The organism is Streptococcus sp. 68 (genome assembly GCF_013277415.1).
GTDB lineage: Bacteria > Bacillota > Bacilli > Lactobacillales > Streptococcaceae > Streptococcus.
On record NZ_VMMX01000020.1, the window covers coordinates 1 to 25,056 of the forward strand.

The window sequence follows — 25,056 nt, forward strand, 5'->3', positions numbered from 1 at the left end:
ACTGTTAAGTACGAAGACGAAACAGGAACAGCAATTTCAACACCAAATGAATTGAAAAAAGGTGTCGAAACAGGAACAGCTTACGATACAACCCCTGCAGAGATTAAGAAAGACCGTATCCAAACAGCCGATGGCAAAGTGTACAAGCTGAAAGGTCTCAAAGCAGATTCCGCTCCAGAAACTGGTAAAGTAAGTGATAGCCCAGCGATCATCACCTATGTGTATACCTTACAAAATGGTGATGTGACTGTTAAGTACGAAGACGAAGCAGGAACAGCAATTTCAACACCAAATGAATTGAAAAAAGGTGTCGAAACAGGAACAGCTTACGATACAACGCCAGAAGATGTTAAGAAACCAAGAATTCAAACAGCAGACGGCAAAGTATATAAACTGAAAGAGACCAAAGCAGATTCCGCTCCAGAAACCGGTAAAGTCAGTGATAGTCCAGCGGTCATCACCTATGTGTATACCTTACAAAATGGTGATGTGACTGTTAAGTACGAAAATGAAGCTGGTGAATCAATCAAATCTGATAACCACTTGAAATCTCAAGTTCCAACAGGAGATGACTATAACACTACAACTGTTAAAGACTTAACGATTACGAAAGATGGAAAACTTTATAAACTTGTAGAGAAAAATGGTGGGGTGAAAGAAGGCTCTTCAAAAGAGAATGGTAAAGTAACTGAAACTCCAACTGTTGTAACCTATGTTTACACTGAAGTAAAAGGTGAAATTATTCAAAAATTTGTTAATGAATCTGGAAAAGAAATCAAAGATCCAACAAATACTGGTAAGAAATCACTAAACGAAAAAGTAAACTTAGAACATCCAAATCGCATTACAGATAAAGATGGTAAGGTTTATGAATTTGTAAAAGTAGATAAAATTCCAACTAATTTCACTGAACAACCTCAAACAGCTACTTACACTTATAGAGCAGTTAAAGGTCAAGGAGTAACAGTATCTTATGAAACAACTACTGGAGTTACATTAAAAGAAACTCAAACAGTACAACCAAAAGATACTGTAGTGGGAACAGATTACGATACTTCAACATCAGACTTTAAACCTGAACGTATCGAAAAAGATGGTAAAGTATACATTCTTACTGCAACAACTAAACCAGGTTCAGCTGAGGAAAAAGGTAAGGTAAGTGAACAACCACAAAATGTTACTTATGTTTATGAAGAAGTACCAGAACATGAAACAAAACAAAAATATGGTAATGTAATTGTTACTTATATTGATAAAGCTGGTCGTCCATTATCAGGAACTACTGAAACTGGTGTTAAAGTTGATAAATCAGTAATCGATACTCCAGCGTCGCTAGTGAAAACACCATATGACACAACAGACAATAAACCAGAAACTATTAAAACAGCTGATGGAAAAGTTTACAAATTTATAAAAGTAACGCAATATTCAGATGCAGAAAAATCAGATGTAAAAGGTAGAACATCGGTTGTCACTTATGTATATGAATTACAAAATGCTACAGAAGAATTACCAGAAGCTCATATTGGATTTGTAGTTGTTAACTATGTAGATGAGAATGGATTATCAATTTCAGGTACATCTGAAGGTAAAGAAATTCCTACAACAGTGATGGATGTTAATGGTGATTTAGTTGGAACTCAGTACGATACAACTGATCACAAACCAACAACAATTACAACTGCTGACGGAGATGTTTATGAATTCGTGAAGAAATCTGAAACATCTGATCCTGAGTCAGGAGAATTAAAAGAAGGAGTTGCAACTGTTGAGTATGTCTACCGTAAGGTTGTTACAACTTATGTAGATGAAGAAGGCAAAGAAATCAACCCTTCAGATAAAGGAACGAAGGATAAGAAAGACATTCCAGAGTACATTTACAAAGAAAGTAAGAAAGACGAAAAAGGAAATACAAGGCATGTATACCGTCAAGTCGTAACAAGTTATGTAGATGAAGAAGGCAAAGAAATCAATCCTTCAGACAAAGGGACGAAGGATAAGAAAGACATTCCAGAGTATATTTACAAAGAAACTAAGAAAGATAAAGATGGAAATACAATTCATGTGTATACTAAGAAATCTTCTTCAACACCATATTCACCAACACCTTCAACTCCAAGTAATGAAGAAAGTAAATCAACAGTTTGGAAAGATACTGAAGGTAATATTCTAAAACCTCAAGAAGATGGTACAAAAGATAAGGGAACATTTACTGGCTATGAATATGTCAAGACTATTTTAGTTGGAAATGTAACAACCCATATCTTTAAGAAAGTGATTACTCCAAGTCATGATGGAACTCCTTCTCATCCAGAAGTGCCTAGACAATCGGATAAGCCAAATCATCCAGATGTTCCTGGACAATCAGATACCCCAGATCATTCAGATGTAACAGTGACATCAGATAAATCAACTCAAATAGCGAGTTCAAATGAATCAACATTTGTAGATGGTAAACGGGAACTTCCGAATACAGGTACTCAATCATCAACTTCATCTCTCCTTCTTGGAGCTTTAGCAGCAATGACTGGCTTAGGTTTAGTTTCAAGACGTCGTAAAGATGATAAGGAGTAAGAAATGGTATAAAGCGTAATAAGTCGCTTATCTATCATTCTGAAGTTTATGATAATCAAGAAAAAAGCCTTTCCTCTACTCCTAGAGGAAGGGCTTTTTTAAGTGTAACCGCCTAATAACGAAGTATATTGAAAAATCTCCAGACTAGAGAACTCACGGATAGTTCCTAATCTGGAGATTATTTTTTAATCTTCTTTCAACTTCGCCAATTCTTGGGCAAGGAGTTTAAGGGCGACTTGTGGGTTGGCTTGGCCTTTGGTTGCTTTCATAAGGAATCCTGTAAAGGCCTTATCTGCGTTGCGTTTGCCTGACTTGAAGTCGGCAACAGCAGCTTCGTTATCCGCAAAGACTTGGTGGATAATTGGAATCAAGACAGCTGGATCTGAGATTTGAACCATACCTGCTTTCTCAACGTATTCACGCGCTCCACCACCATTTTTAGCTAGGTGGACAAAGACTTTCTTGGCAATCTTAGATGAGATAGTCCCGTCTTCGATGATGGCAATCATTTCAACCAAGTTTTCTGGTGTCAATTCGATTTGTTCCAGTGTTTTGCCTTCAGCATTCAAGAACTGAGCAACCTCACCTTGAAGCCAGTTAGAGACTTGTTTGGCATCACCACCGAGGGCAACAGCTTTCTCAAAGAAGTCAGAAGTGACTTTATTTGCAGTCAACTGGCTAGCATCGTAGTCTGACAAGCCAAGGTCAGCCACGTAACGCGCACGACGTTCTTTTGGAAACTCTGGCAACTCTGTACGCATTTCCTCAATCCACTCATCTGAAATTTCAAAGAGAGGTAGGTCTGGCTCTGGGAAGTAGCGATAGTCTGCAGCCCCTTCCTTGACACGCATGAGGATGGTTGCTTTGTTAGCTTCATCGTAACGGCGTGTTTCTTGGCGGATTTGACCACCTGAGCGAAGGATTTCGGCTTGACGTTGGACTTCGTATTCAAGACCTTTGCGAACATTTGAGAAGGAGTTGAGGTTCTTCAACTCAGTCTTGGTACCGAATTTCTCTTGACCATAAGGACGAAGAGAGATGTTGGCATCCACACGCATAGAACCTTCTTCCATCTTAACGTCAGAAATACCAGCATACTGGATAACTTCCTTGAGGGCTATTAGATAAGCATAGGCTTCTTCAGGAGAACGCATGTCTGCTTCAGATACAATCTCAATCAATGGCACCCCTTGGCGGTTGAGGTCAACGTAAGAGTAGCCGTCTGTACTGTGGGTGTTTTTACCAGCATCTTCTTCTAGGTGAGCGCGCTCGATACCGATTTTCTTGGTCGTACCGTCTTCTAGCTCGACTTCAATCCAACCGTTATAACCGATTGGCTCATCAAACTGAGAAATTTGGTAGGCTTTGGGATTATCAGGATAGAAGTAGTTCTTGCGGTCAAAGTGCATCTTTTTATGGATGTCCATGTTGAGAGCAAGAGCAGCCTTGATACCGGCATCGACAACACCTTTATTGAGAACTGGCAGAACTCCTGGGAAAGACCAGTCAATCACGTTAGTGTTGGCATTTTGGTCATTTCCGAAGTGGGCAGAAGTAGGTGAGAAGATTTTTGAATTGGTGTTGAGCTCTACGTGGACTTCAAGTCCGATGACTGTTTCAAAGTTCATTAGTTGTCACCTCCAAAAATCACGGGTTGTTGTTTGTGGTAGTTTGTTGTTGATTCAAAAGCAGCAGCAGCTTGGTAAATAGTTTCCTCAGAGTACTTAGGACCAATCAATTGCAGTCCGACAGGTAGACCTTGAGAGAATCCAGCAGGAATAGAAATTCCTGGGAGACCAGCTAAGTTGACTGGGATGGTCAAGAGGTCAGCTAAGTACATAGCAACTGGATCGTGGTTGAGAGAATCCAAGTCATAGGCAACACTTGGAGCAGTTGGACCCAAAATCAAATCGTAATCCGCAAAGACTTTTTCGAAATCTTGGATGATGAGGGTACGGACTTGACCAGCCTTCTTGTAGTAAGCATCGTAATAGCCTGATGAAAGGCTGAAAGTTCCAAGCATGATACGGCGTTTCACCTCTTCACCGAAACCTTGGCTTCGGCTGTTTACATAGATTTCATCAAGATTAGTCGCATCCTCTGCGCGGTAGCCGTAACGGATACCGTCAAAGCGTTGCAAGTTTGATGAAGCTTCAGATGAAGCGATGATGTAGTATACGGCAACCCCGTATTTAGAGTGAGGAAGGCTGACTTCTTCAACGATAGCACCAAGTTTCTCAAAGTGCTTAGCGGCATTCAGGATGGTTTCTTTAACTTCTGGGTCAATTCCTTCACCGAGATATTCCTTAGGCAAAGCGATCTTCATGCCCTTGATGTCTTGACCGATTTTTGAAGTAAAGTCGGCAATGCGGACAGGAGCAGAAGTAGAGTCTTTTGCATCTTCGTTGGCAATAGCGTTGAGCAAGAGGGCGTTTTCCTTAACAGTTGGTGCGAAAGGTCCGATTTGATCTAATGAGCTACCGAAGGCAATGAGACCGAAACGAGAAACTGTTCCGTAGGTTGGTTTGAGACCAACAATCCCGTTGAAGGCAGCAGGTTGGCGGATAGAACCACCCGTATCAGAACCAAGTGACAAGCGGACTTGTCCTGAGGCTACAGCTGCAGCAGAACCACTTGATGATCCACCAGGAACCTTGCTGTGGTCCCAAGCATTTTTAGTGGCACCGTAGTGAGAAGTTTCACCTGACCCCCCCATGGCAAATTCGTCCATGTTGGTTTTCCCTACGACAATCATACACTTGGCTTTTGCATTGGCAACGGCTGTCGCATCAAAAATTGGCTCATAGTTGTAGAGCATTTTTGAGGCAGCAGTTGTGAGAATGCCGTCTGTAGAGATATTATCCTTAACAGCAAGTGGAATTCCTGAAAGGACATTGTCAGCGTCAATTCCAGCTTCATCAATAGCTTTGGCTTGAGCAAGAGCTTGTTCCTCAGCGATGGTGACAAAAGCGTTGATAGCTGTCTCGCGAGACTTGATATCTTCAAACGTTGCTTGGGTCAATTCTGTTGCAGAAATTTCCTTAGAGACAAGGAGATTGTGCAAGTCTTCAATGGTTTTATTGTTAAAAGTCATTAGGCATCTCCTCCATCGTCTAGGATAGCTGGTACCTTGATATAGTAGTTGTCTTTTTCAGGTACGTTTTTAAACAAGCGGTCGCGGTCTGTTCCTTCTTCGGCCACATCAGGGCGGAGTACAGTCTTGCGGTCAGCCATGGTCGTAGTAGGTGCGACACCAGTAGTGTCGACTTCGCCCAGCAATTCAACCATGTCAACAATCTTAGACAAGGTAGTCGCAAAGGCAGCAGTTTCTTCTTCAGAGAATCTTAATTTTGAAAGATTGGCAACGTGTGTTACCTCTTCTTGCGTAATTTTCATCTTGCATCCTTTCGTGAAATGATGATTTTTAGTCTGTTCTATTTTACCATATTTTCCTATAAATAAGGGAGGGAAAGATGAAAAAAGACAGGTATAGGATGGAGAACGGATTTTGATGATGATTTATTTGAAAAGCGGATTTCAAAGGGGAAAATATATGGTACAATAGTTTAACAGAGAAGTGAAGACGGTGGTTACGAAATCGAAAGGATGGTGATGCTTATGTGCAGAACCTGTAAAATCTTAGTAGAAAGGAGTAACCAGATTTGTCCCCTTTTGAGGCTTTGACACTCATGTTTGTAGCTGGTAACTTTGTTATCACACTCCTAAAGTTCATCCTTGAATTGGTAAAAGAGACAAAAAAATAGCCGTCCTAACTTTGGCGAGTTAACGAGCTATTTTTTAGTTATGTAATTACAGCCACCGTCTTAAACGGCTCTGTGGGGTGTTGTTGTCGCAACACCTTTTTCTATATTTATTGTAACATTTATTTGAAAAATTGCAAGGGGGAGTAGGATGGTTAATACCTAAGTGGGGCAATAGTTGAATAGTAGGCATTAAAATTGCTAGATAGTTTTTGTTTATTGTTGATTAGCAAACTAAGATTCTTTGATTTTAATATGCACTTTTTTGGTATTCATTCCATAAAGCCTGAAGTTCATCTGCATTTTCTAAAACATATTGCCTGATTATTTTTAGGTCTTTTGCCTTTAATTTACCATCTCTCAGTTCACCGTTCAGAAACATTGAGCCGACCTCTTCTCCGTGGATATAAATGTGAATATGTGCTTTTTGACCTTTATGGTTATGTTCGTTAGGACGAATTTCAATACCATACTTTAAGAAAGAATATTTAGGCATGTAGTAGTCCCACGTAGTCCTTCCATGTTTCAAGGTAGTTATCGCGATTTAACTCAATTTGCTTTTGAGCAAAACGAATATCATAGTCTGCCAAGTCCAAATTTTCCAATACTTCTCCAGTTAGAATACTAAAGGTTCCAATTAATTCATCGTCATCATACATGCGCAAAATAGGGTTATTTGGATTCTTGTAAATATCATCTTTTGTCACTTCTAAATTAGTTACACCAAATTCTTTGAACATGATTATATCTCCTTTTTCTTTTATTATATCATTTTTGCTAGAATTGTCACTGTTTTCTATCTATTTGACTACAAGGGAAAGCTTTTATTCAATATAAAATAGAAATTGAAAAAAATGCTAAAATCCGATATAATGGAGTGTTGAAAGGAATGGTAAAATCCAATGTAAAAATCATTCTTAGCTATTGAAACAAGAAAAATAGAAAATCAAAGAAAGAGAACTTATGAATATTCAAGAAGAAATTAAGAAACGTCGTACCTTTGCCATCATCTCCCACCCAGACGCGGGGAAAACTACTATTACTGAGCAGTTGCTCTACTTTGGAGGCGAGATTCGTGAGGCTGGTACCGTAAAAGGAAAGAAAACAGGGACTTTTGCCAAGTCTGACTGGATGGATATCGAGAAGCAACGTGGGATTTCGGTGACTTCATCTGTTATGCAATTTGACTACGACGGAAAACGCGTGAATATCCTCGATACGCCAGGGCACGAGGACTTCTCAGAAGATACCTATCGTACCTTGATGGCGGTGGATGCTGCGGTCATGGTTGTGGACTCTGCCAAGGGTATCGAGGCGCAAACCAAGAAATTGTTTGAAGTTGTCAAACACCGTGGCATTCCCGTCTTTACCTTTATGAATAAGCTGGACCGTGACGGTCGTGAGCCACTGGACCTCTTGCAAGAATTGGAAGAAGTCTTGGGTATTGCGAGCTATCCGATGAACTGGCCTATCGGGATGGGGAAAGCCTTTGAGGGCTTGTATGACCTTTATAATCAACGCTTGGAGCTCTATAAAGGGGATGAGCGTTTTGCTAGTTTAGAAGATGGGGATAAGCTTTTTGGTAGCAATCCTTTCTACGAGCAAGTCAAGGATGATATTGAACTTTTAAATGAAGCTGGGAATGAGTTTTCAGAGGAAGCTATTCTGGCTGGAGAATTGACACCTGTCTTCTTCGGTTCAGCCCTTACTAACTTTGGTGTGCAGACCTTCCTTGAAACCTTCCTCAAGTTTGCTCCAGAACCACATGGTCACAAGAAAACAGATGGCGAAATTGTGGATCCTCATGATAAGGATTTCTCAGGATTTGTCTTTAAAATCCAAGCCAACATGGATCCTCGTCACCGTGACCGCATCGCCTTTGTCCGTATCGTATCAGGTGAATTTGAGCGTGGCATGAGTGTCAACCTTCCTCGTACTGGTAAGGGCGCCAAGCTGTCTAATGTTACTCAGTTTATGGCTGAAAGTCGTGAGAATGTGACCAATGCCGTGGCAGGTGATATCATCGGGGTTTACGATACCGGTACTTATCAGGTTGGTGACACTTTGACAGTTGGAAAAAACAAGTTTGAGTTTGAACCGCTTCCAACCTTTACTCCTGAAATTTTCATGAAAGTTTCTGCTAAGAATGTCATGAAGCAAAAAACCTTCCACAAGGGGATTGAGCAATTGGTGCAAGAAGGTGCCATTCAGCTTTATAAGAATTACCAAACAGGCGAGTACATGCTGGGCGCTGTTGGTCAACTTCAGTTTGAAGTCTTTAAGCACCGTATGGAAGGCGAGTACAATGCGGAAGTGGTCATGAGCCCAATGGGTAAAAAGACTGTTCGTTGGATTAAGCCTGAGGACCTAGATGAACGGATGTCATCAAGTCGCAATATCTTGGCCAAAGACCGTTTTGACCAACCAGTCTTCCTCTTTGAAAATGACTTTGCCCTCCGCTGGTTTGCGGACAAGTATCCAGATGTAGAGTTGGAGGAGAAGATGTAAATCGTTACAAATGACTAGCAACATAAAGTTGCTGTCATTTGACGGTAAGCGCTATGGCGGCTTACCTAAACGCTTCACTAGGCAAAGTCCACGAATGGTATCGATTCGTAAAACTTTCCGTCGTAACGGGTAGTGAGTGGCCTAGCTAACTGCTTTACTAACTACGTTTGGCAATAGAATCGATTTGCCAAACTCCGTGTCGTGGTGTAAAAAATAGCCTTACCTAAACGCTTCACTAGTAAAAGTCCGCGAATGATATTGATTCGTGGATTTTTCCGTTGTAGCAGAAAGTAGGTAGCCTAGCTAACTGCCTTACTAACTACGTTTGGCAAATAAAATCGATTCGTAAAACTCAGTGTCGTAATGTGAAAATCGTAAACCGTAATGGGACTTCAACTAAAATCTCCACCGGTATGGTTTTACGAACGAATGGGCGAAAATAATGGTTACGTAGAAACATATGATGGGAATAAAAAAGAAATGAGACAAAGAATGAAAGAAGAGAAAAAAGCGATTGTCTTAGGAGCAAGTAATGCTCAGTATGAATAAAGTTGAAACAACAATAAAATCCCTGTGTGTTCATTATGATAATCGGAAGTTTTATATTTTTAATGATGATCTTCCGATTGACAGTAGTATTCTGAAAGATTATCGTTTGCCCTTTGAGGGACTTTCTTACGCTACCTTCTTTAGGTATTTTATTCCTAAGTATGTAAGTGAGGTTCGTGTACTGTATTTAGACTCGGATATTATCGTAAGAAAACCGATAGATGAGCTGTGGTACTTAGACGTTACAGGCATCTCCTTAGTAGCAGTTAGAGATGATTTTTATACACCTATTTTCAATGCTGGTTTTTTGTTAATCAACAATGACATGTGAAGAGCAGAAAATGTCACGTAAAATCTGATTTAAGACACAAATAAAAAATCTTCCAATTCTCTGTTTCCGTGTTTGAAGGCTTCTTTTCCTTTCTGTTGATAGGCTAGTAGCAGACGATTGATTTGTCTTTCAGAAAGATTAAGTTCGACACAGGCTAGTTTCTTTGTTTTTTCTTTGGTCTATAGCTTTTATCACAAAATATTTTTTCGTTTCATTCATATTCAGTTGGATCCTTTTCATATGATTATTCTACCAAATGGGACATTTTCACGTTCGATTTACTAAAGACATTATCACATTCGAATCACAAATAAATAAAAAAATCTTCCAATTCCCTTGCAAAAATGAAGAAAGTGTGATAACATAGTACGGTATGTGGTGCTAGCACATCCGCTATATTAGATCTAATAGGAGGAAAACACAAATGGCTAAAGTATGTTACTTTACAGGTCGTAAGACTGTATCAGGAAACAACCGTTCACACGCGATGAACCAAACAAAACGTGCCGTAAAACCAAACCTTCAAAAAGTTACTGTTCTTATCGATGGTAAACCTAAAAAAGTTTGGGCTTCAGCTCGTGCTTTGAAATCAGGTAAAGTTGAACGCGTTTAATAATAAAAGCAAGGAGACCTCAGGGTCTTTTTCTTTTGTCATAGCGAAAAAATCATTTTAAAAGCAGAGTAAATATCCGCTGATACAGTATTCTGCTTTTACACTTGGGCTGAAATATGATAAAATAGAGTATCAACTAGTTGAGGTAAAAAGGATGACTGTAAAAATCAATACAAAAGATGGTCAAATCGAACTAACAGATGAAGTAATTGCAACTGTCGTAGGCGGTGCAACAACTGAGATTTTTGGTGTGGTCGGTATGGCTAGTAAAAATGCCCTCAAAGATAATTTTCAAGCTCTGCTAGGTAAGGAAAATTATTCTAAAGGTGTCGTCGTAAAGGCAGCCGAAGATGGCAGCATTGCAGTTGATGTGTATACCGTGTTGAGCTACGGAACAAAGATTAGTGAAGTGTCAAAAAACATTCAAGAGCGTGTTCGTTTTAGTTTGGAAAACCAGCTTGGCATTACTGCTCAGACTGTAAATGTCTACATTCAAAATATCAAAGTTGTAGGAGAATAACCGTGTCAAAAATTACTACTAGCTTATTTCAAGAAATGGTGCAGGCTGCGTCAACTCGCTTGAATAAGCAAGCTGAATATGTCAATTCATTAAACGTCTTCCCCGTTCCAGATGGAGATACTGGAACAAACATGGGAATGACCATTGAAAATGGTGCTAAAGAAGTTGCAGATAAGCCAGCTTCTACAGTTGGCGAGGTAGCGAGCATTCTTGCAAAAGGTCTTTTGATGGGCGCGCGTGGGAACTCAGGAGTTATTACGTCTCAGCTTTTCCGTGGATTTTCACAAGCTATCAAGGATAAAGACGAGTTAACAGGTCAAGACTTGGCCCTTGCTTTCCAATCAGGTGTGGAAGTTGCTTATAAGGCAGTTATGAAACCAGTTGAAGGAACGATTTTGACAGTTTCTCGTGGGGCTGCTATCGGTGCTAAGAAAAAAGCTGAGCAAACAGATGACGCTGTTGAAGTCATGCGTGCAGCCTTGGAAGGTGCTAAAACAGCTCTAGCTAAAACGCCAGACATGCTTCCAGTCTTGAAGGAAGTTGGCGTTGTGGACTCAGGTGGTCAAGGATTGGTCTTCATCTACGAAGGTTTCCTTTCAGCTCTTACTGGCGAATATATTGCATCTGAGGACTTTGTAGCGACTCCTGCCAACATGAGTGAGATGATCAATGCAGAGCATCATAAGTCTGTGGCTGGTCATGTAGCGACTGAGGACATTACCTTTGGTTATTGTACTGAAATCATGGTAGCTCTTAAGCAAGGTCCAACCTATGCTAAAGATTTTGACTACGAAGAATTCCGTAACTACTTGAATGAGCTTGGGGATTCTCTCCTCGTTGTTAATGATGATGAAATTGTCAAAGTTCATGTCCATACAGAAGATCCAGGACTTGTTATGCAAGAAGGTCTCAAATATGGTAGCTTGGTCAAGGTAAAAGTTGACAATATGCGTAACCAACACGAAGCACAGGTTGAAAAAGAAGCTGCTCAAGTTAGCAAGCCTGCTGAAGAAAAAGAGTATGCTTTGATTGCTGTAGTGGCTGGTAAAGGTCTAGCAGATATCTTCCGTTCTCAAGGTGTTGATTATGTTATCGAAGGCGGTCAAACTATGAACCCTTCAACAGAAGACTTTATCAAGGCTGTTGAACAGGTCAATGCTCGTAACATCATCTTCCTGCCAAACAACAAAAATATCTTCATGGCAGCTCAATCTGCAGCAGAAGTTTTGGAGCAACCAGCAGTAGTGGTGGAAGCTCGTACTCTTCCTCAAGGTTTGACAAGTCTTCTTGCCTTTGATCCAAGCAAGTCCATTGAAGAAAACCAAGAGCGTATGACAGCTGCTCTTAGCGATGTCGTTAGCGGAAGCGTTACAACAGCTGTTCGTGATACAACCATTGATGGTTTAGAAATCCATGAAAACGATAATCTAGGTATGGTGGATGGGAAAATTCTTGTGTCAAACCCTGACATGCACCAAACCTTGACAGAAACCTTGAAACATATGTTGGATGAAGATAGTGAGATCGTAACCTTCTATGTCGGTGAAGACGGAAGCGAAGAACTTGCCAATGAAATTGCTCAAGAAATCGCAGAAGAATTCGAAGATGTTGAAGTCGAGATTCACCAAGGTCAACAACCTGTTTATCCATACCTATTTAGTGTGGAATAAGATTAATGAAGGACTGAGAAATCGGTTCTTTTTTCTTTTTTAGTAAATGAAATCGGTATCTTTTTTAATAAAAACAAAAATAACATTCATAAATAAACATTAAAATAGAAAATTCAGAAAATTTCTTCTTTTCTCTTGAAAAATCTTGAAAAAATGGTATGATAGTAACAAGTTATTTTTAAGAGGAAAGAAAGGGGAACAATGGAGAAAATCAGTTTAGAATCTCCTAAGACGGGGTCGGATCTAGTTTTGGAAACACTTCGTGATTTAGGAATTGATACCATCTTTGGTTATCCTGGTGGTGCAGTCTTGCCTTTTTATGATGCGATATATAATTTTAAAGGCATTCGCCACATTCTAGGACGTCATGAGCAAGGTTGTTTGCATGAAGCTGAAGGTTATGCCAAATCAACTGGAAAGTTGGGTGTTGCCGTCGTCACTAGCGGACCTGGAGCAACAAATGCCATTACAGGGATTGCGGATGCCATGAGCGATAGTGTTCCTCTTTTGGTCTTTACAGGTCAGGTGGCGCGAGCAGGGATTGGGAAGGATGCCTTTCAGGAGGCAGACATTGTGGGAATTACCATGCCAATCACTAAGTACAATTACCAAGTTCGTGAGACAGCTGATATCCCTCGAATCATTACGGAAGCTGTCCATATCGCAACGACAGGTCGACCAGGGCCAGTTGTTATTGACCTACCTAAAGACGTATCTGCTTTGGAAACAGATTTCATTTATTCACCAGAAGTAAACCTACCAAGCTATCAGCCGACTCTTGAGCCAAATGATATGCAAATCAAGAAAATCTTGAAGCAATTATCCAAGGCTAAAAAGCCAGTCTTGCTAGCTGGTGGTGGAATTAGTTATGCTGAAGCAGCTGCAGAATTAAATGAATTTGCAGAACGCTATCAAATTCCAGTCGTAACAACGCTCTTAGGTCAAGGAACGATTGCAACAAGTCATCCACTCTTCCTTGGAATGGGAGGCATGCACGGATCATTCGCAGCGAATATTGCCATGACAGAGACGGACTTTATGATTAGTATTGGCTCTCGTTTTGATGACCGTTTGACGGGAAATCCTAAGACTTTCGCTAAGAATGCTAAGGTTGCCCACATTGATATTGACCCAGCCGAGATTGGTAAGATTATCAGTGCAGATATTCCTGTGGTTGGAGATGCTAAGAAAGCCTTGCAAATGTTGCTGGCGGAACCAACCGTTCATAACAATACTGAGAAATGGATTGAGAAAGTCACGAAAGACAAGAACCGTGTTCGTTCTTATGACAAGAAAGAGCGTGTGGTTCAGCCACAAGCTGTTATTGAACGAATTGGTGAATTGACAAATGGAGATGCCATCGTGGTAACAGACGTTGGTCAACACCAAATGTGGACAGCCCAGTATTATCCCTACCAAAATGAACGTCAGTTAGTGACTTCAGGTGGTTTAGGAACCATGGGATTTGGAATTCCAGCAGCAATTGGTGCCAAAATTGCCAACCCAGATAAGGAAGTAGTCTTGTTTGTTGGGGATGGCGGTTTCCAAATGACTAACCAGGAATTGGCGATTTTGAACATTTACAAGGTGCCAATCAAGGTGGTTATGTTGAACAACCACTCGCTTGGAATGGTCCGCCAGTGGCAGGAATCCTTCTATGAAGGTAGAACATCAGAGTCAGTCTTCGATACTCTTCCTGATTTTCAACTGATGGCACAAGCTTACGGTATTAAAAACTATAAGTTTGACAATCCTGAGACCTTGGCTCAAGACCTTGAAGTCATTACTGAGAATGTTCCTATGCTAATCGAGGTAGATATTTCTCGTAAGGAACAGGTGTTGCCAATGGTGCCAGCTGGTAAGAGTAATCATGAGATGTTGGGGGTGAAGTTCCATGCGTAGAATGTTAACAGCAAAACTACAAAATCGTTCAGGAGTTCTCAATCGCTTTACCGGCGTTCTGTCTCGTCGTCAGGTTAATATCGAAAGCATCTCTGTTGGAGCAACAGAAGATTCGAATGTATCGCGTATTACCATTATTATTGATGTAGCTTCACATGATGAAGTGGAGCAAATCATCAAGCAACTCAATCGTCAGATTGATGTGATTCGCATTCGAGATATTACAGACAAGCCTCATTTGGAGCGCGAGGTGATTTTGGTTAAGATGTCAGCGCCAGCTGAGAAGCGAGCTGAGATTCTAGCCATTATTCAACCTTTCCGTGCAACAGTGGTAGACGTAGCGCCAAGCTCGATTACCATTCAAATGACAGGAAATGCCGAAAAGAGTGAAGCTCTATTGCGAGTCATTCGACCATACGGTATTCGCAATATCGCTCGTACGGGTGCAACTGGATTTACCCGCGATTAATACTCTTCGAAAATCAAATTCAAATCACGTCAGCTTTGCCTTGCCGTACTCAAGTACAGCCTGTGGCTAGCTTCCTAATTTGCTCTTTGATTTTCATTGAGTATAAAAATATTTTAAATTTGTTAAACCAGCCTAAAAGGCAATAAATAATAGAAAAGAGAGAAAAACTATGGCAGTTCAAATGGAATACGAAAAAGATGTTAAAGTAGCAGCACTTGACGGTAAAAAAATCGCCGTTATCGGTTATGGTTCACAAGGACATGCGCATGCTCAAAACTTGCGTGATTCAGGTCGCGATGTCATCATCGGTGTACGTCCAGGTAAATCTTTTGACAAAGCAAAAGAAGACGGATTTGACACTTATACAGTAGCAGAAGCTACTAAATTGGCTGATGTTATCATGATTTTGGCACCAGACGAAATCCAACAAGAACTTTACGAAGCAGAAATCGCTCCAAACTTGGAAGCTGGAAATGCAGTTGGATTTGCTCATGGTTTCAACATTCACTTCGAATTTATCAAAGTTCCTGCAGATGTAGATGTCTTTATGTGTGCACCTAAAGGACCAGGACACTTGGTACGTCGTACTTATGAAGAAGGATTTGGTGTTCCAGCTCTTTACGCAGTATACCAAGATGCAACAGGAAATGCTAAAAACATTGCTATGGACTGGTGTAAAGGTGTTGGGGCAGCTCGTGTAGGTCTTCTTGAAACAACTTATAAAGAAGAAACTGAAGAAGATTTGTTTGGTGAACAAGCTGTACTTTGTGGTGGTTTGACTGCCCTTATCGAAGCAGGTTTTGAAGTCTTGACAGAAGCAGGTTACGCTCCAGAATTGGCTTACTTTGAAGTTCTTCACGAAATGAAATTGATCGTTGACTTGATCTACGAAGGTGGATTCAAGAAAATGCGTCAATCTATTTCAAACACTGCAGAATACGGTGACTATGTATCAGGTCCACGTGTAATCACTGAACAAGTTAAAGAAAATATGAAAGCTGTCTTGGCAGACATCCAAAATGGTAAATTTGCAAATGACTTTGTCAATGACTACAAAGCTGGACGTCCAAAATTGACTGCTTACCGTGAACAAGCAGCTAACCTTGAAATTGAAAAAGTTGGTGCAGAATTGCGTAAAGCAATGCCTTTCGTTGGTAAAAACGACGATGATGCATTCAAAATCTATAACTAATTGATAGAAATTAAGGTGAAGGCGAGTTGGGGGACTAACTCGCTTTTATAATCAATTCATCTCACTTTTAAGGGGATGGATTGCGATAAGTATGAAATAGTCTAGGAGAAAAAGATGTTAAGTTCAAAAGATATTATCAAGGCTCACAAGGTCTTGAACGGTGTGGTTGTGAATACCCCACTGGATTACGACCATTATTTATCGGAGAAGTATGGTGCTAAGATTTATTTGAAAAAGGAAAATGCCCAGCGTGTTCGCTCTTTTAAAATTCGTGGTGCCTATTATGCTATTTCTCAGCTCAGCAAGGAAGAGCGTGAGCGTGGGGTAGTTTGCGCTTCTGCGGGAAATCATGCGCAGGGAGTAGCCTATACCTGTAATGAAATGAAAATTCCTGCTACTATTTTTATGCCCATTACTACTCCGCAACAAAAGATTGGTCAAGTTCGCTTTTTTGGTGGGGATTTTGTAACTATTAAACTAGTTGGAGATACCTTTGATGCCTCAGCTAAAGCAGCTCAAGAATTTACAGTTTCTGAAAACCGTACCTTTATTGATCCCTTTGATGATGCTCATGTCCAAGCAGGTCAAGGGACTGTTGCTTATGAGATTTTAGAAGAAGCTCGAAAAGAATCGATTGATTTTGATGCTGTCTTAGTTCCTGTTGGAGGTGGTGGTCTCATTGCTGGGGTTTCTACTTATATTAAGGAAACAAGTCCAGAGATTGAAGTCATTGGGGTAGAGGCTAATGGAGCGCGTTCTATGAAGGCTGCTTTTGAAGCTGGTGGTCCAGTCAAACTCAAAGAAATTGACAAATTTGCGGATGGGATTGCTGTGCAAAAGGTAGGACAGTTGACCTATGAGGCAACTCGTCAACATGTTCAAACTTTGGTAGGTGTCGATGAGGGATTGATTTCTGAAACATTGATTGACCTTTACTCTAAGCAAGGGATTGTCGCAGAACCTGCTGGAGCGGCTAGTATCGCCTCTTTAGAGGTTTTAGCTGAATATATTAAGGGGAAAACCATTTGTTGTATCATTTCTGGAGGAAATAATGATATCAACCGTATGCCAGAAATGGAAGAGCGTGCCTTGATTTATGATGGGATCAAGCATTACTTTGTGGTCAATTTTCCACAGCGTCCAGGAGCTTTGCGTGAGTTTGTAAATGATATCTTGGGGCCAAATGATGATATCACACGTTTTGAGTATATCAAACGAGCTAGCAAAGGAACAGGCCCAGTATTAATTGGGATCGCTTTAGCAGATAAGCATGATTATGCAGGATTGATTCGTCGCATGGAAGGTTTTGATCCAGCTTATATTAACTTAAATGGGAATGAAACGCTTTATAATATGCTTGTCTGAGGACTAATAAAAAAATATCATATTATTTGCACAACTGATGTATAGGTGCTATAATGAAGATGAAGAAAGGGGGCGATTCCTATGGTTTTAGGAAACTTATCGTGCAATTCTTACTTCTGTTCATTATAGCACTTATGATGTTTGGCTCAGATTTCCATCCTTCATTTTGATTTCCCATCTATTTTGAAAAGTAAACTCACACGGTCTTTAAGATGTGATTTGATTTCTTTTTATTGACAAACATACCATATTAAAAGGATATATAAGTAATTGACTGAGCTTATCCATCTTGTCATCTTTATTAAGGATGGTTTAGAGAATCGGGTGTTTGGTTTTAGGTTAGCACTTCAATATCCAAATGAGTGATGAATTTGAAGAATATAAGGAATAACTATCTCTCAGATGATTTCTTGAGGAAGAAAGATAGGAGTTTTGAGCTAGTGAATGCTTGGATTTCTAAAGGTTAGGACTGTCATCTTCAGTTCTTAAATTGAAGAAATAAGCTATCTTACGGGAATAGAGAAGCATTTTTTTAAGAGCTTGAATAATTTTGCACCTCAAGAGGGTAATAATACAATATTTTTATTAGCAAATATTTATGGTGTAGAGGCTAGTAAAACCTATATATTATCGGCTTTAAAAAGGAAGTAAGAATATTCTAGATCATTTATTTTATTGAATATATGTTTTTTTATTGACAAAAGTAGTAAAAACGTATACAATTAAATATTGTAAAGAAGAAAATAGGAGAAAAACATGGCTAAGTCAAACTTTGAAAAAGTAGAATCAGTTGTTGGCTGGGTTCGTGATAAGAAAATCACAGGCTACCGTATCTCTAAAGAAACGAATGCGCGTGAAATGTCTATCATTGCTCTGGCGCAGGGTCGTGCAAAAGTAAAAAATATTTCATTTGAAACAGCCCTAGGCCTAATTGATTTCTATGAAAAAAATCATGAAAAATTTGAAGATTAATCTTTGGATAACGGCGGATTCTTGACCCTCAAGTAGTAGAGATAGAGAATCTGCCTTTTCATTTTGGACAGCAAAAAGACTGCACGATTGATGCAGCCTTTTCTTTTTATTTGAGATAGCGTTGAAGGAATTCTTTTGTACGGTCTTCTTTAGGATTGGTGAAGAGGTCTTCTGGTTTGCCTTCTTCAGCGATTACACCCTTATCCATGAAGATAACACGGTGAGAGACATCACGGGCGAATTCCATTTCGTGAGTTACAACAATCATGGTCAAGCCTTCTTGAGCCAGGTCCTGCATGATTTTGAGGACTTCTCCAACCATTTCTGGATCGAGAGCTGATGTTGGTTCATCAAAGAGAATAGCGTCTGGATTCATTGAAAGGGCACGAGCGATGGCCACACGTTGTTTTTGACCACCTGAGAGTTGTTTTGGTTTCGCTTGCCAGTAGCGTTCTCCCATGCCGACCTTTTCTAGGTTTTCTTTGGCAATCTTTTCAGCTTCTGTACGTTCGCGTTTAAGGACAGTTGTCTGAGCGACGATTGTGTTTTCAAGCACGTTGAGATTTTCAAAGAGGTTAAAGGATTGGAAAACCATCCCCAACTTTTCACGGTATTGCGTGAGGTCATAGCCTTTTTCGAGGACGTTTTGTCCATGATAAAGGATTTGCCCATCAGTTGGCGTTTCAAGTAGGTTAATGGAGCGTAGGAAGGTCGATTTCCCGCTTCCAGAGCTTCCGATGATAGAGATGACCTCTCCCTTGTGGACGGTGAGAGAAATGTCTTTTAACACTTCGTTTTGTCCATAGGATTTTTTGAGGTGTTTAATTTCAAGGATTGCTTGGGTCATTATTTCAAATCCTCCGTTTGCATTTGGTTAGCACCGGTAGTATAGGTATCCATGTCCATGCGGCGTTCGATGAAGCGTAGGATACGTGTTACGGTGAAGGTGAGGACAAAGTAAATCACGGCGATGATTGTAAATGTCTGGAAGTATTGATAGGTTTGCGTCGCCACGGTGTTTCCTGAGAAATAAAGTTCGACAACAGAGATAACGTTCAATACAGATGTATCTTTGATATTGATGACAAATTCATTACCAGTTGCTGGTAGGATATTGCGGACAACCTGAGGGAGGACAATCTTACGCATGGTTTGGTTATGAGTCATACCAAGAGCAGTCGCAGCTTCAAATTGTCCCTTGTCAACTGCTAGGATACCACCACGGACGATTTCAGTCATGTAGGCACCGGTGTTGATTGAAACGATGAAGATAGCAGCTAGTGTACGGTCAAGGTTGATCCCGAAAGCTTGGGCAGTTCCATAGTAGATAACCATCGATTGAACGATCATTGGCGTACCACGGAAAATTTCAATGTAGACATTGAGGATCCAGCCGATTAGTTTTTGTAATCCATAAATGGCTTTATTCTCAGAGAGAGGAGCAGTACGGAAAACACCAATGGCAAGACCGATGATGAGACCGATGATGGTTCCGACGATAGAGATTAAAAGAGTGATACCAGCACCACGCAAGAGTTGTTGCCAGTTTTCAGAAAGAATTTTAGCAACTTGGCTAAAGAAACTACTGCTAGTCTCTTCAGTTGTTGTAGCTTCGGCAGGTTGTTCCTTGATCATACGATCCATCAAGGCAACTTGGTCGTCTTTTGAAATGGTTTCAATGCTGGCATTGATTTGGCTAATACGATTGTCATCTTTACGAAGTCCAATGGCGATAGCTGTATCTTCTTCCCCAGTTTTGAAACCTGGATCTACTTGGACCATCTTAAACTTAGAGTTCGCAGCTTCAGCAGTCAGAGCTTCTGGTCGTTCAGAAACATAGGCATCGATGACACCAGCCTCAAGAGCTTGGCGCATTTGAGCGAAGTCTCCCATGGCTGTTTCTTTTTTAGCACCTGGGATTTGTGCAATCAAGTCATAAAGGTAGACACCTTGTTGAGAAGTGATTTTCGCACCATTAAAGTCATCCAAAGATTTAGCATTTGCGTAGGCAGAATCTTTTTTGACTAGTAGAACTGGTTCGCTAGTATAGTAACTACTTGAAAAGGCAATTTCTTGTTTACGCTCGGCAGTAGGACTCATACCTGCGATAATCATGTCAATCTTACCGGAAGTAAGGGCAGGGACTAGACCTTCCCACTTGGTTTTAACAACTAAAGGTTCTTTGCCTAAGTCCTTAGCGATTTTCTTGGCGATTTGAACATCGTATCCGTTAGCATACTGGTTAGTCCCATCGATTTTGACAGCCCCATTGCTATCATCATCCTGAGTCCAGTTAAAGGGAGCATATGCTGCTTCCATCCCGATGCGTAAATATTCATCGGCTTGAGCAACATTGACAAGTCCCAGCATCAGCAAGAGACTTGTGAAAATAGATAAGTATATTTTTCTCATGATTTCTCCTATTCTAATCTATTAAAAAATAACTGTCTCCTATTTTATCGAAAAATGCGTAATTTTTCAACATAAGTAAGCCTTTACTTACGAAAAAATGCTATAATGATAAGAAAGATAAAAAGGGGGCTTAGTTGATGAAAAAAACTTTTTTCTTACTGATGTTTGGCTTGTTTTGCCTTCTGCCACTTTCTGTTTTTGCCATTGATTTCAAGATAAACTCTTATCAAGGTGATTTGTATATTCATGCAGATAATACGGCAGAATTTAGACAAAAGATAGTTTACCAGTTTGAGGAGGACTTTAAGGGCCAAATCGTGGGACTTGGACGTGCTGGCAAGATGCCTAGTGGATTTGACATTGATCCTCATCCAAAGGTTCAGGCTGCGAAAAATGGTGCTGAACTAGCAGACGTTACGAGTGAAGTGACAGAAGAAGCGAATGGTTATACTGTGAGAGTCTATAATCCAGGCCAGGAAGGCGACACAGTTGAAGTTGAGCTTACATGGAACTTAAAAAATTTGCTTTTCCTATATGATGACATCGCTGAATTAAATTGGCAGCCTTTAACAGATAGTTCAGGGGCTATTGGAAAGTTTGAATTTCATGTAAGGGGAGAGAAGGGGGCTGAAAAACTCTTTTTCCATACAGGCAAACTTTTTAGAGAGGGAACGATTGAAAAGAGTAGCCTTGATTATACTATTCGTTTGGACAATCTTCCGGCTAAGCGTGGAGTTGAATTGCATGCCTATTGGCCTCGAACTGATTTTGCTAGCGCTAGGGATCAGGGATTGAAAGGAAATCATTTAGAAGAGTTTAATAAGATAGAAGACTCGATTGTTAGAGAAAAAGATCAGAGTATGCAGCTCGTTACTTGGGTCTTTCCTTCCATACTTTCCATCTCCTTGTTATTGAGTATTTGCTTTTATTTTATTTATAGAAGAAAGACCACTCCTTCGGTCAAATATGCCAAAAATCATCGTCTCTATGAACCACCAATGGAATTAGAGCCTATGGTTTTATCAGAGGCTGTCTACTCTACCTCCTTGGAGGAAGTGAGTCCTCTAACAAAAGGAGCAGGTAAATTTACCTTTGACCAACTTATTCAAGCTACATTGCTAGATGTGATAGACCGTGGGAATGTCTCTATCATTTCAGAAGGAGATGCAGTTGGTTTGAGGCTAGTAAAAGAAGATGGTTTGTCAAGCTTTGAGAAAGACTGTCTAAATCTGGCTTTTTCAGGCAAAAAAGAAGAAACTCTTTCCAATTTGTTTGCGGATTACAAGGTATCTGATAGTCTTTATCGTAGAGCAAAAGTCTCTGATGAAAAACGGATTCAAGCAAAGGGGCGTCAGCTCAAATCTTCTTTTGAAGAAGTATTGAACCAGATGCAAGAAGGAGTGAGAAATCGAGTTTCCTTCTGGGGGCTTCCGGATTACTATCGTCCCTTGACTGGTGGAGAAAAGGCCTTGCAAGTGGGGATGGGACTCTCTACTATCCTACCCCTATTTATCGGATTTGGTTTGTTCTTGTACAGTTTGGATGTTTATGGCTATCTTTTCCTCCCCTTGCCTATACTTGGTTTTCTAGGTTTGGTTTTGACTGTTTTCTATTATTGGAAGCTTCGGCTAGATAATCGCGATGGTGTCCTAAATGAAGCAGGAGCAGAAGTATACTATCTCTGGACCAGTTTTGAAAATATGTTGCGTGAGATTGCACGATTGGATCAGGCTGAGTTGGAAAGTATTGTGGTCTGGAATCGCCTCTTGGTCTATGCTACCCTATTTGGCTATGCGGACAAGGTTAGTCATTTGATGAAGGTTCATCAGATTCAAGTGGAAAATCCAGATATCAATCTCTATGTAGCTTATGGCTGGCACAGTATGTTTTATCATTCAAGCGCGCAAATGAGCCATTATGCTAGTGTCGCAAATACAGCAAGTACCTACTCCGTATCTTCTGGAAGTGGAAGTTCTGGCGGAGGCTTCTCTGGAGGCGGAGGCGGTGGCAGTATCGGCGCCTTTTAAAGAGAACTGCCATAGACTGAAAAAGTATGCTATAATGGGAGATAGAAAAAAGGAGTAATCTATGTATCTTATTGAAATTTTAAAATCTATCTTCTTCGGAATTGTTGAAGGAATTACGGAATGGTTGCCGATTTCCAGTACAGGTCACTTGATTTTAGCAGAGGAATTTATCCAATACCAAAATCAAAATGAAGCCTTTATGTCCATGTTTAATGTCGTGATTCAACTTGGTGCTATTTTAGCAGTCATGGTGATTTACTTTAATAAACTAAATCCCTTTAAACCGACTAAGGACAAACAGGAAGTTCGTAAGACTTGGAGACTATGGTTGAAGGTCTTGATTGCGACCTTGCCTTTGCTTGGCGTCTTTAAATTTGATGATTGGTTTGATACCCACTTCCATAACATGGTTTCTGTTGCTCTCATGTTGATTATCTACGGGATTGCCTTTATCTATTTGGAAAAGCGCAATAAAGCGCGTGCTATCGAGCCAAGTGTAACAGAGTTGGACAAGCTTCCTTATACGACAGCCTTCTATATCGGTCTCTTCCAAGTTCTTGCCCTTTTACCAGGGACTAGCCGTTCAGGTGCAACGATTGTCGGTGGTTTGTTAAATGGAACCAGTCGTTCTGTTGTGACAGAATTTACCTTCTATCTTGGGATTCCTGTTATGTTTGGAGCTAGCGCCTTAAAGATTTTCAAATTTGTGAAAGCAGGACAGCTCTTGAGCTTTGGACAATTGTTCTTGCTCTTGGTTGCGATGGGAGTCGCCTTTGCAGTCAGCATGGTGGCTATTCGTTTCTTGACAAGCTATGTGAAAAAACACGACTTTACCCTTTTCGGTAAATACCGTATCGTGCTTGGTAGTGTCTTGCTACTTTATAGCTTTGTCCGTTTATTTGTATAAGAAAAACCTTGAAGGGTCCAGGCTCTTCAAGGTTTTATATTTTTCGAAAATCTCTTCAGCTCTATCTGCAACCTNNGCTAGCTTCCTAGTTTACTCTTTGATTTTCATTGAGTTTCAAAATCCAGTCAGGGTAATCCCCAGCAGGCGGACACCTCTTTCTTTCTCGCTTAACTCTTCATAGAGTTGCAGGGCGATTTGGCTTATCTGACTAGCATCCTGTGTTTTTTGAGCCAGACTTTTTCGTTTAGTAAGAGTTGAAAAGTCCTCGTAGCGAATTTTCAGAATGACAATTTTTCCAGCTTTTTCTTGTTGACTGAGATTGAGAGCGACTCTTTCTGATAGAAGAGTCAGCTCTTTTTTAATGTCTTCCTCGGCACGGAGAATCTTCCCGTAGGTTTTCTCCTTGCCGATTGATTTACGGATGCGATTTGATTTAACTGGAGAGTTGTGAATGCCACGAGCCTTTCGATAAAGGTCATAGCCCAGTCTGCCAAATCGGTCTATTAGGGTCACTTCAGGAACTTCAAGTAGGTCAGCGCCAGTAAAAACACCCATGTGATGAAGACGTTCGACTGTCTTTTTTCCTACTCCATGAAATTTAGAAATATCCATTTGTTTGAGAAAATCCTCAGCTTGGTCAGGTAGAATCACTGTCAAACCATGAGGTTTTTGATAATCACTGGCCATTTTAGCCAAGAATTTGTTGTAAGAAACGCCAGCAGAAGCAGTTAGATGGATTTCTTGCCAGATATCCTCTTGAATGAGGCGAGCAATTTTGACCGCTGACTTGATCCCGAGTTTATTTTCTGTCACATCCAAATAGGCTTCGTCAATGCTCATGGGTTCTATTAAATCTGTATAGCGCTTAAAGATAGCTCGAATCTGGAGTCCCACAGACTTGTATTTCTCATAATTTCCTGAGATGAAGACGGCCTGGGGACAACGCTCATAGGCTTCCTTAGAGCTCATGGCTGAATGGACACCAAAAGCTCGTGCCTCATAGCTACAGGTAGAGACGACTCCCCGCCCACCTGTTTGCCGAGGGTCGCTTCCAATAATGACAGGTTTTCCTCTGAGTTTAGGATTATCCCTGATTTCTACCGCAGCAAAAAAGGCATCCATGTCAATATGGATAATTTTTCTTGACAAATCATTTAACAAAGGAAAAATCAACATACCTAGCCCCTTTTTACCGCTTATTTTCTTTTATTATACCCTTTTTTCTGAAAAAAAGAAAAAAGGACTTTATTTTTTCAAAAATATAATACAGTTTGAAATAAAATG

The 25,056-nt window shown here is 40.4% G+C and carries 23 protein-coding genes and 2 pseudogenes; 16 read left to right on the top strand and 9 right to left on the bottom strand.

Features of this window, described 5'->3' with window-relative positions; translation table 11 throughout:
• A partial coding sequence (locus HT720_RS09805) for a MucBP domain-containing protein (protein ID WP_173276032.1) occupies positions 1 to 2,574 on the top strand: 2,574 nt, incomplete at its 5' end.
• Positions 2,575 to 2,759: 185 nt separating this feature from the next.
• Here the strand turns inward: HT720_RS09805 and gatB are convergent.
• From gatB to gatC, 3 genes are read right to left on the bottom strand one after another with little or no spacing between them, the layout of a single operon-like run.
• Entirely contained in the window at positions 2,760 to 4,202 is a 1,443-nt protein-coding gene (gene gatB, locus HT720_RS09810) for an Asp-tRNA(Asn)/Glu-tRNA(Gln) amidotransferase subunit GatB (RefSeq protein WP_173276034.1), read from the bottom strand.
• The gene (gene gatA, locus HT720_RS09815) at positions 4,202 to 5,668 is read right to left on the bottom strand and encodes an Asp-tRNA(Asn)/Glu-tRNA(Gln) amidotransferase subunit GatA (RefSeq protein WP_173276036.1); all 1,467 of its coding nucleotides are present in this window, start codon (positions 5,666 to 5,668) and stop codon (positions 4,202 to 4,204) included. Before gatA ends, gatB begins: the two co-directional genes overlap by 1 nt.
• Positions 5,668 to 5,970, bottom strand: coding sequence for an Asp-tRNA(Asn)/Glu-tRNA(Gln) amidotransferase subunit GatC (gene gatC, locus HT720_RS09820; RefSeq protein ID WP_000705419.1), 303 nt, complete (start codon positions 5,968 to 5,970; stop codon positions 5,668 to 5,670). Before gatC ends, gatA begins: the two co-directional genes overlap by 1 nt.
• Before the next feature lie 293 nt (positions 5,971 to 6,263).
• On the opposite strand from gatC, the gene HT720_RS10300 reads away from it, so the two are divergent.
• Positions 6,264 to 6,338 (top strand): hypothetical protein, encoded by a 75-nt coding sequence (locus tag HT720_RS10300; RefSeq protein WP_232610068.1) that lies wholly within the window; start codon positions 6,264 to 6,266, stop codon positions 6,336 to 6,338.
• 247 nt (positions 6,339 to 6,585) lie between these two features.
• Here the strand turns inward: HT720_RS10300 and HT720_RS09825 are convergent, their stop codons facing one another.
• The gene (locus tag HT720_RS09825) at positions 6,586 to 6,831 is read right to left on the bottom strand and encodes a DUF4160 domain-containing protein (protein WP_001127467.1); all 246 of its coding nucleotides are present in this window, start codon (positions 6,829 to 6,831) and stop codon (positions 6,586 to 6,588) included.
• Positions 6,824 to 7,075, bottom strand: coding sequence for a hypothetical protein (locus HT720_RS09830; RefSeq protein WP_000471832.1), 252 nt, complete (start codon positions 7,073 to 7,075; stop codon positions 6,824 to 6,826). Before HT720_RS09830 ends, HT720_RS09825 begins: the two co-directional genes overlap by 8 nt.
• A 223-nt stretch (positions 7,076 to 7,298) precedes the next feature.
• Between HT720_RS09830 and HT720_RS09835 the strand changes: the two genes are divergently transcribed.
• The 3 genes from HT720_RS09835 (at position 7,299) to HT720_RS09840 (ending at position 9,723) form a co-directional block, all read left to right on the top strand.
• Positions 7,299 to 8,843 (top strand): peptide chain release factor 3, encoded by a 1,545-nt coding sequence (locus HT720_RS09835; protein WP_057487534.1) that lies wholly within the window; start codon positions 7,299 to 7,301, stop codon positions 8,841 to 8,843.
• A gap of 384 nt (positions 8,844 to 9,227) precedes the next feature.
• A complete protein-coding gene (locus tag HT720_RS10305; RefSeq protein WP_225354836.1) occupies positions 9,228 to 9,392 on the top strand; it encodes a hypothetical protein in 165 nt (54 codons plus the stop codon).
• Positions 9,376 to 9,723, top strand: a complete 348-nt coding sequence (locus HT720_RS09840) for a glycosyltransferase (RefSeq protein WP_240156337.1) — start codon at positions 9,376 to 9,378, stop codon at positions 9,721 to 9,723. The genes HT720_RS10305 and HT720_RS09840 overlap by 17 nt, the downstream gene beginning before the upstream one ends.
• 59 nt (positions 9,724 to 9,782) lie before the next feature.
• On the opposite strand, the pseudogene HT720_RS09845 reads toward HT720_RS09840, so the two are convergent.
• Positions 9,783 to 9,942, bottom strand: a pseudogene (locus HT720_RS09845) (helix-turn-helix domain-containing protein); the annotation flags it as partial.
• A gap of 205 nt (positions 9,943 to 10,147) precedes the next feature.
• Between HT720_RS09845 and rpmB the strand changes: the two are divergent.
• From rpmB to HT720_RS09885, 9 genes and pseudogenes are all read left to right on the top strand, one after another.
• Positions 10,148 to 10,336, top strand: a complete 189-nt coding sequence (rpmB, locus tag HT720_RS09850; RefSeq protein WP_001140948.1) for a 50S ribosomal protein L28 — start codon at positions 10,148 to 10,150, stop codon at positions 10,334 to 10,336.
• A 154-nt stretch (positions 10,337 to 10,490) separates the two neighbouring features.
• Complete coding sequence (locus tag HT720_RS09855; RefSeq protein WP_000216442.1) at positions 10,491 to 10,856, top strand: Asp23/Gls24 family envelope stress response protein; 366 nt, start codon at positions 10,491 to 10,493, stop codon at positions 10,854 to 10,856.
• A gap of 2 nt (positions 10,857 to 10,858) precedes the next feature.
• Positions 10,859 to 12,526 (top strand): DAK2 domain-containing protein, encoded by a 1,668-nt coding sequence (locus HT720_RS09860; protein WP_045605049.1) that lies wholly within the window; start codon positions 10,859 to 10,861, stop codon positions 12,524 to 12,526.
• A gap of 201 nt (positions 12,527 to 12,727) precedes the next feature.
• Positions 12,728 to 14,428, top strand: coding sequence for an acetolactate synthase large subunit (locus HT720_RS09865; RefSeq protein WP_173233491.1), 1,701 nt, complete (start codon positions 12,728 to 12,730; stop codon positions 14,426 to 14,428).
• The gene (gene ilvN, locus HT720_RS09870; RefSeq protein ID WP_173276038.1) at positions 14,421 to 14,897 is read left to right on the top strand and encodes an acetolactate synthase small subunit; all 477 of its coding nucleotides are present in this window, start codon (positions 14,421 to 14,423) and stop codon (positions 14,895 to 14,897) included. The genes HT720_RS09865 and ilvN overlap by 8 nt, the downstream gene beginning before the upstream one ends.
• Positions 14,898 to 15,066: 169 nt before the next feature.
• Entirely contained in the window at positions 15,067 to 16,089 is a 1,023-nt protein-coding gene (gene ilvC, locus HT720_RS09875) for a ketol-acid reductoisomerase (protein ID WP_000290683.1), read from the top strand.
• Positions 16,090 to 16,203: 114 nt separating this feature from the next.
• Positions 16,204 to 17,454 (top strand): threonine ammonia-lyase IlvA, encoded by a 1,251-nt coding sequence (ilvA, locus tag HT720_RS09880; RefSeq protein WP_000952975.1) that lies wholly within the window; start codon positions 16,204 to 16,206, stop codon positions 17,452 to 17,454.
• Between the two features lie 537 nt (positions 17,455 to 17,991).
• Positions 17,992 to 18,105: pseudogene (locus HT720_RS10310) on the top strand (SPFH domain-containing protein); the annotation flags it as partial.
• Positions 18,106 to 18,210: 105 nt separating this feature from the next.
• A complete protein-coding gene (locus HT720_RS09885) occupies positions 18,211 to 18,426 on the top strand; it encodes a hypothetical protein (RefSeq protein ID WP_001130036.1) in 216 nt (71 codons plus the stop codon).
• A gap of 106 nt (positions 18,427 to 18,532) precedes the next feature.
• Here the strand turns inward: HT720_RS09885 and HT720_RS09890 are convergent, their stop codons facing one another.
• Positions 18,533 to 19,273, bottom strand: a complete 741-nt coding sequence (locus HT720_RS09890; RefSeq protein WP_000189477.1) for an amino acid ABC transporter ATP-binding protein — start codon at positions 19,271 to 19,273, stop codon at positions 18,533 to 18,535.
• Positions 19,273 to 20,838 carry an ABC transporter substrate-binding protein/permease gene (locus HT720_RS09895; RefSeq protein WP_173233494.1) on the bottom strand — a complete coding sequence of 522 codons (1,566 nt, stop codon included), beginning with the start codon at positions 20,836 to 20,838 and terminating at the stop codon, positions 19,273 to 19,275. The genes HT720_RS09890 and HT720_RS09895 overlap by 1 nt, the downstream gene beginning before the upstream one ends.
• Before the next feature lie 137 nt (positions 20,839 to 20,975).
• Here HT720_RS09895 and HT720_RS09900 point away from each other — a divergent pair, with 137 nt between their 5' ends.
• Positions 20,976 to 22,865 (top strand): DUF2207 domain-containing protein, encoded by a 1,890-nt coding sequence (locus tag HT720_RS09900; RefSeq protein WP_173276041.1) that lies wholly within the window; start codon positions 20,976 to 20,978, stop codon positions 22,863 to 22,865.
• Positions 22,866 to 22,926: 61 nt separating this feature from the next.
• Positions 22,927 to 23,772, top strand: coding sequence for an undecaprenyl-diphosphate phosphatase (locus tag HT720_RS09905; RefSeq protein ID WP_023945368.1), 846 nt, complete (start codon positions 22,927 to 22,929; stop codon positions 23,770 to 23,772).
• Between the two features lie 114 nt (positions 23,773 to 23,886).
• Here HT720_RS09905 and dinB read toward each other — a convergent pair whose 3' ends face one another.
• On the bottom strand, positions 23,887 to 24,948 hold the full coding sequence (gene dinB, locus HT720_RS09910; protein ID WP_173233500.1) for a DNA polymerase IV: 1,062 nt from the start codon (positions 24,946 to 24,948) through the stop codon (positions 23,887 to 23,889).
• Positions 24,949 to 25,056: the final 108 nt, after the last annotated feature.

What these genes read in the sequence shown, in the direction of transcription:
- gatB (WP_173276034.1), bottom strand. Translation starts at nt 4,202, where the DNA reads ATGAACTTTGAAACAGTCATCGGACTTGAAGTCCACGTAGAGCTCAAC.
- gatA (WP_173276036.1), bottom strand. Translation starts at nt 5,668, where the DNA reads ATGACTTTTAACAATAAAACCATTGAAGACTTGCACAATCTCCTTGTC.
- gatC (WP_000705419.1), bottom strand. Translation starts at nt 5,970, where the DNA reads ATGAAAATTACGCAAGAAGAGGTAACACACGTTGCCAATCTTTCAAAA.
- HT720_RS09825 (WP_001127467.1), bottom strand. Translation starts at nt 6,831, where the DNA reads ATGCCTAAATATTCTTTCTTAAAGTATGGTATTGAAATTCGTCCTAAC.
- HT720_RS09830 (WP_000471832.1), bottom strand. Translation starts at nt 7,075, where the DNA reads ATGTTCAAAGAATTTGGTGTAACTAATTTAGAAGTGACAAAAGATGAT.
- HT720_RS09835 (WP_057487534.1), top strand. Translation starts at nt 7,299, where the DNA reads ATGAATATTCAAGAAGAAATTAAGAAACGTCGTACCTTTGCCATCATC.
- HT720_RS10305 (WP_225354836.1), top strand. Translation starts at nt 9,228, where the DNA reads ATGGGACTTCAACTAAAATCTCCACCGGTATGGTTTTACGAACGAATG.
- HT720_RS09840 (WP_240156337.1), top strand. Translation starts at nt 9,376, where the DNA reads ATGCTCAGTATGAATAAAGTTGAAACAACAATAAAATCCCTGTGTGTT.
- rpmB (WP_001140948.1), top strand. Translation starts at nt 10,148, where the DNA reads ATGGCTAAAGTATGTTACTTTACAGGTCGTAAGACTGTATCAGGAAAC.
- HT720_RS09855 (WP_000216442.1), top strand. Translation starts at nt 10,491, where the DNA reads ATGACTGTAAAAATCAATACAAAAGATGGTCAAATCGAACTAACAGAT.
- HT720_RS09865 (WP_173233491.1), top strand. Translation starts at nt 12,728, where the DNA reads ATGGAGAAAATCAGTTTAGAATCTCCTAAGACGGGGTCGGATCTAGTT.
- ilvN (WP_173276038.1), top strand. Translation starts at nt 14,421, where the DNA reads ATGCGTAGAATGTTAACAGCAAAACTACAAAATCGTTCAGGAGTTCTC.
- ilvC (WP_000290683.1), top strand. Translation starts at nt 15,067, where the DNA reads ATGGCAGTTCAAATGGAATACGAAAAAGATGTTAAAGTAGCAGCACTT.
- ilvA (WP_000952975.1), top strand. Translation starts at nt 16,204, where the DNA reads ATGTTAAGTTCAAAAGATATTATCAAGGCTCACAAGGTCTTGAACGGT.
- HT720_RS09885 (WP_001130036.1), top strand. Translation starts at nt 18,211, where the DNA reads ATGGCTAAGTCAAACTTTGAAAAAGTAGAATCAGTTGTTGGCTGGGTT.
- HT720_RS09890 (WP_000189477.1), bottom strand. Translation starts at nt 19,273, where the DNA reads ATGACCCAAGCAATCCTTGAAATTAAACACCTCAAAAAATCCTATGGA.
- HT720_RS09895 (WP_173233494.1), bottom strand. Translation starts at nt 20,838, where the DNA reads ATGAGAAAAATATACTTATCTATTTTCACAAGTCTCTTGCTGATGCTG.
- HT720_RS09900 (WP_173276041.1), top strand. Translation starts at nt 20,976, where the DNA reads ATGAAAAAAACTTTTTTCTTACTGATGTTTGGCTTGTTTTGCCTTCTG.
- HT720_RS09905 (WP_023945368.1), top strand. Translation starts at nt 22,927, where the DNA reads ATGTATCTTATTGAAATTTTAAAATCTATCTTCTTCGGAATTGTTGAA.
- dinB (WP_173233500.1), bottom strand. Translation starts at nt 24,948, where the DNA reads ATGTTGATTTTTCCTTTGTTAAATGATTTGTCAAGAAAAATTATCCAT.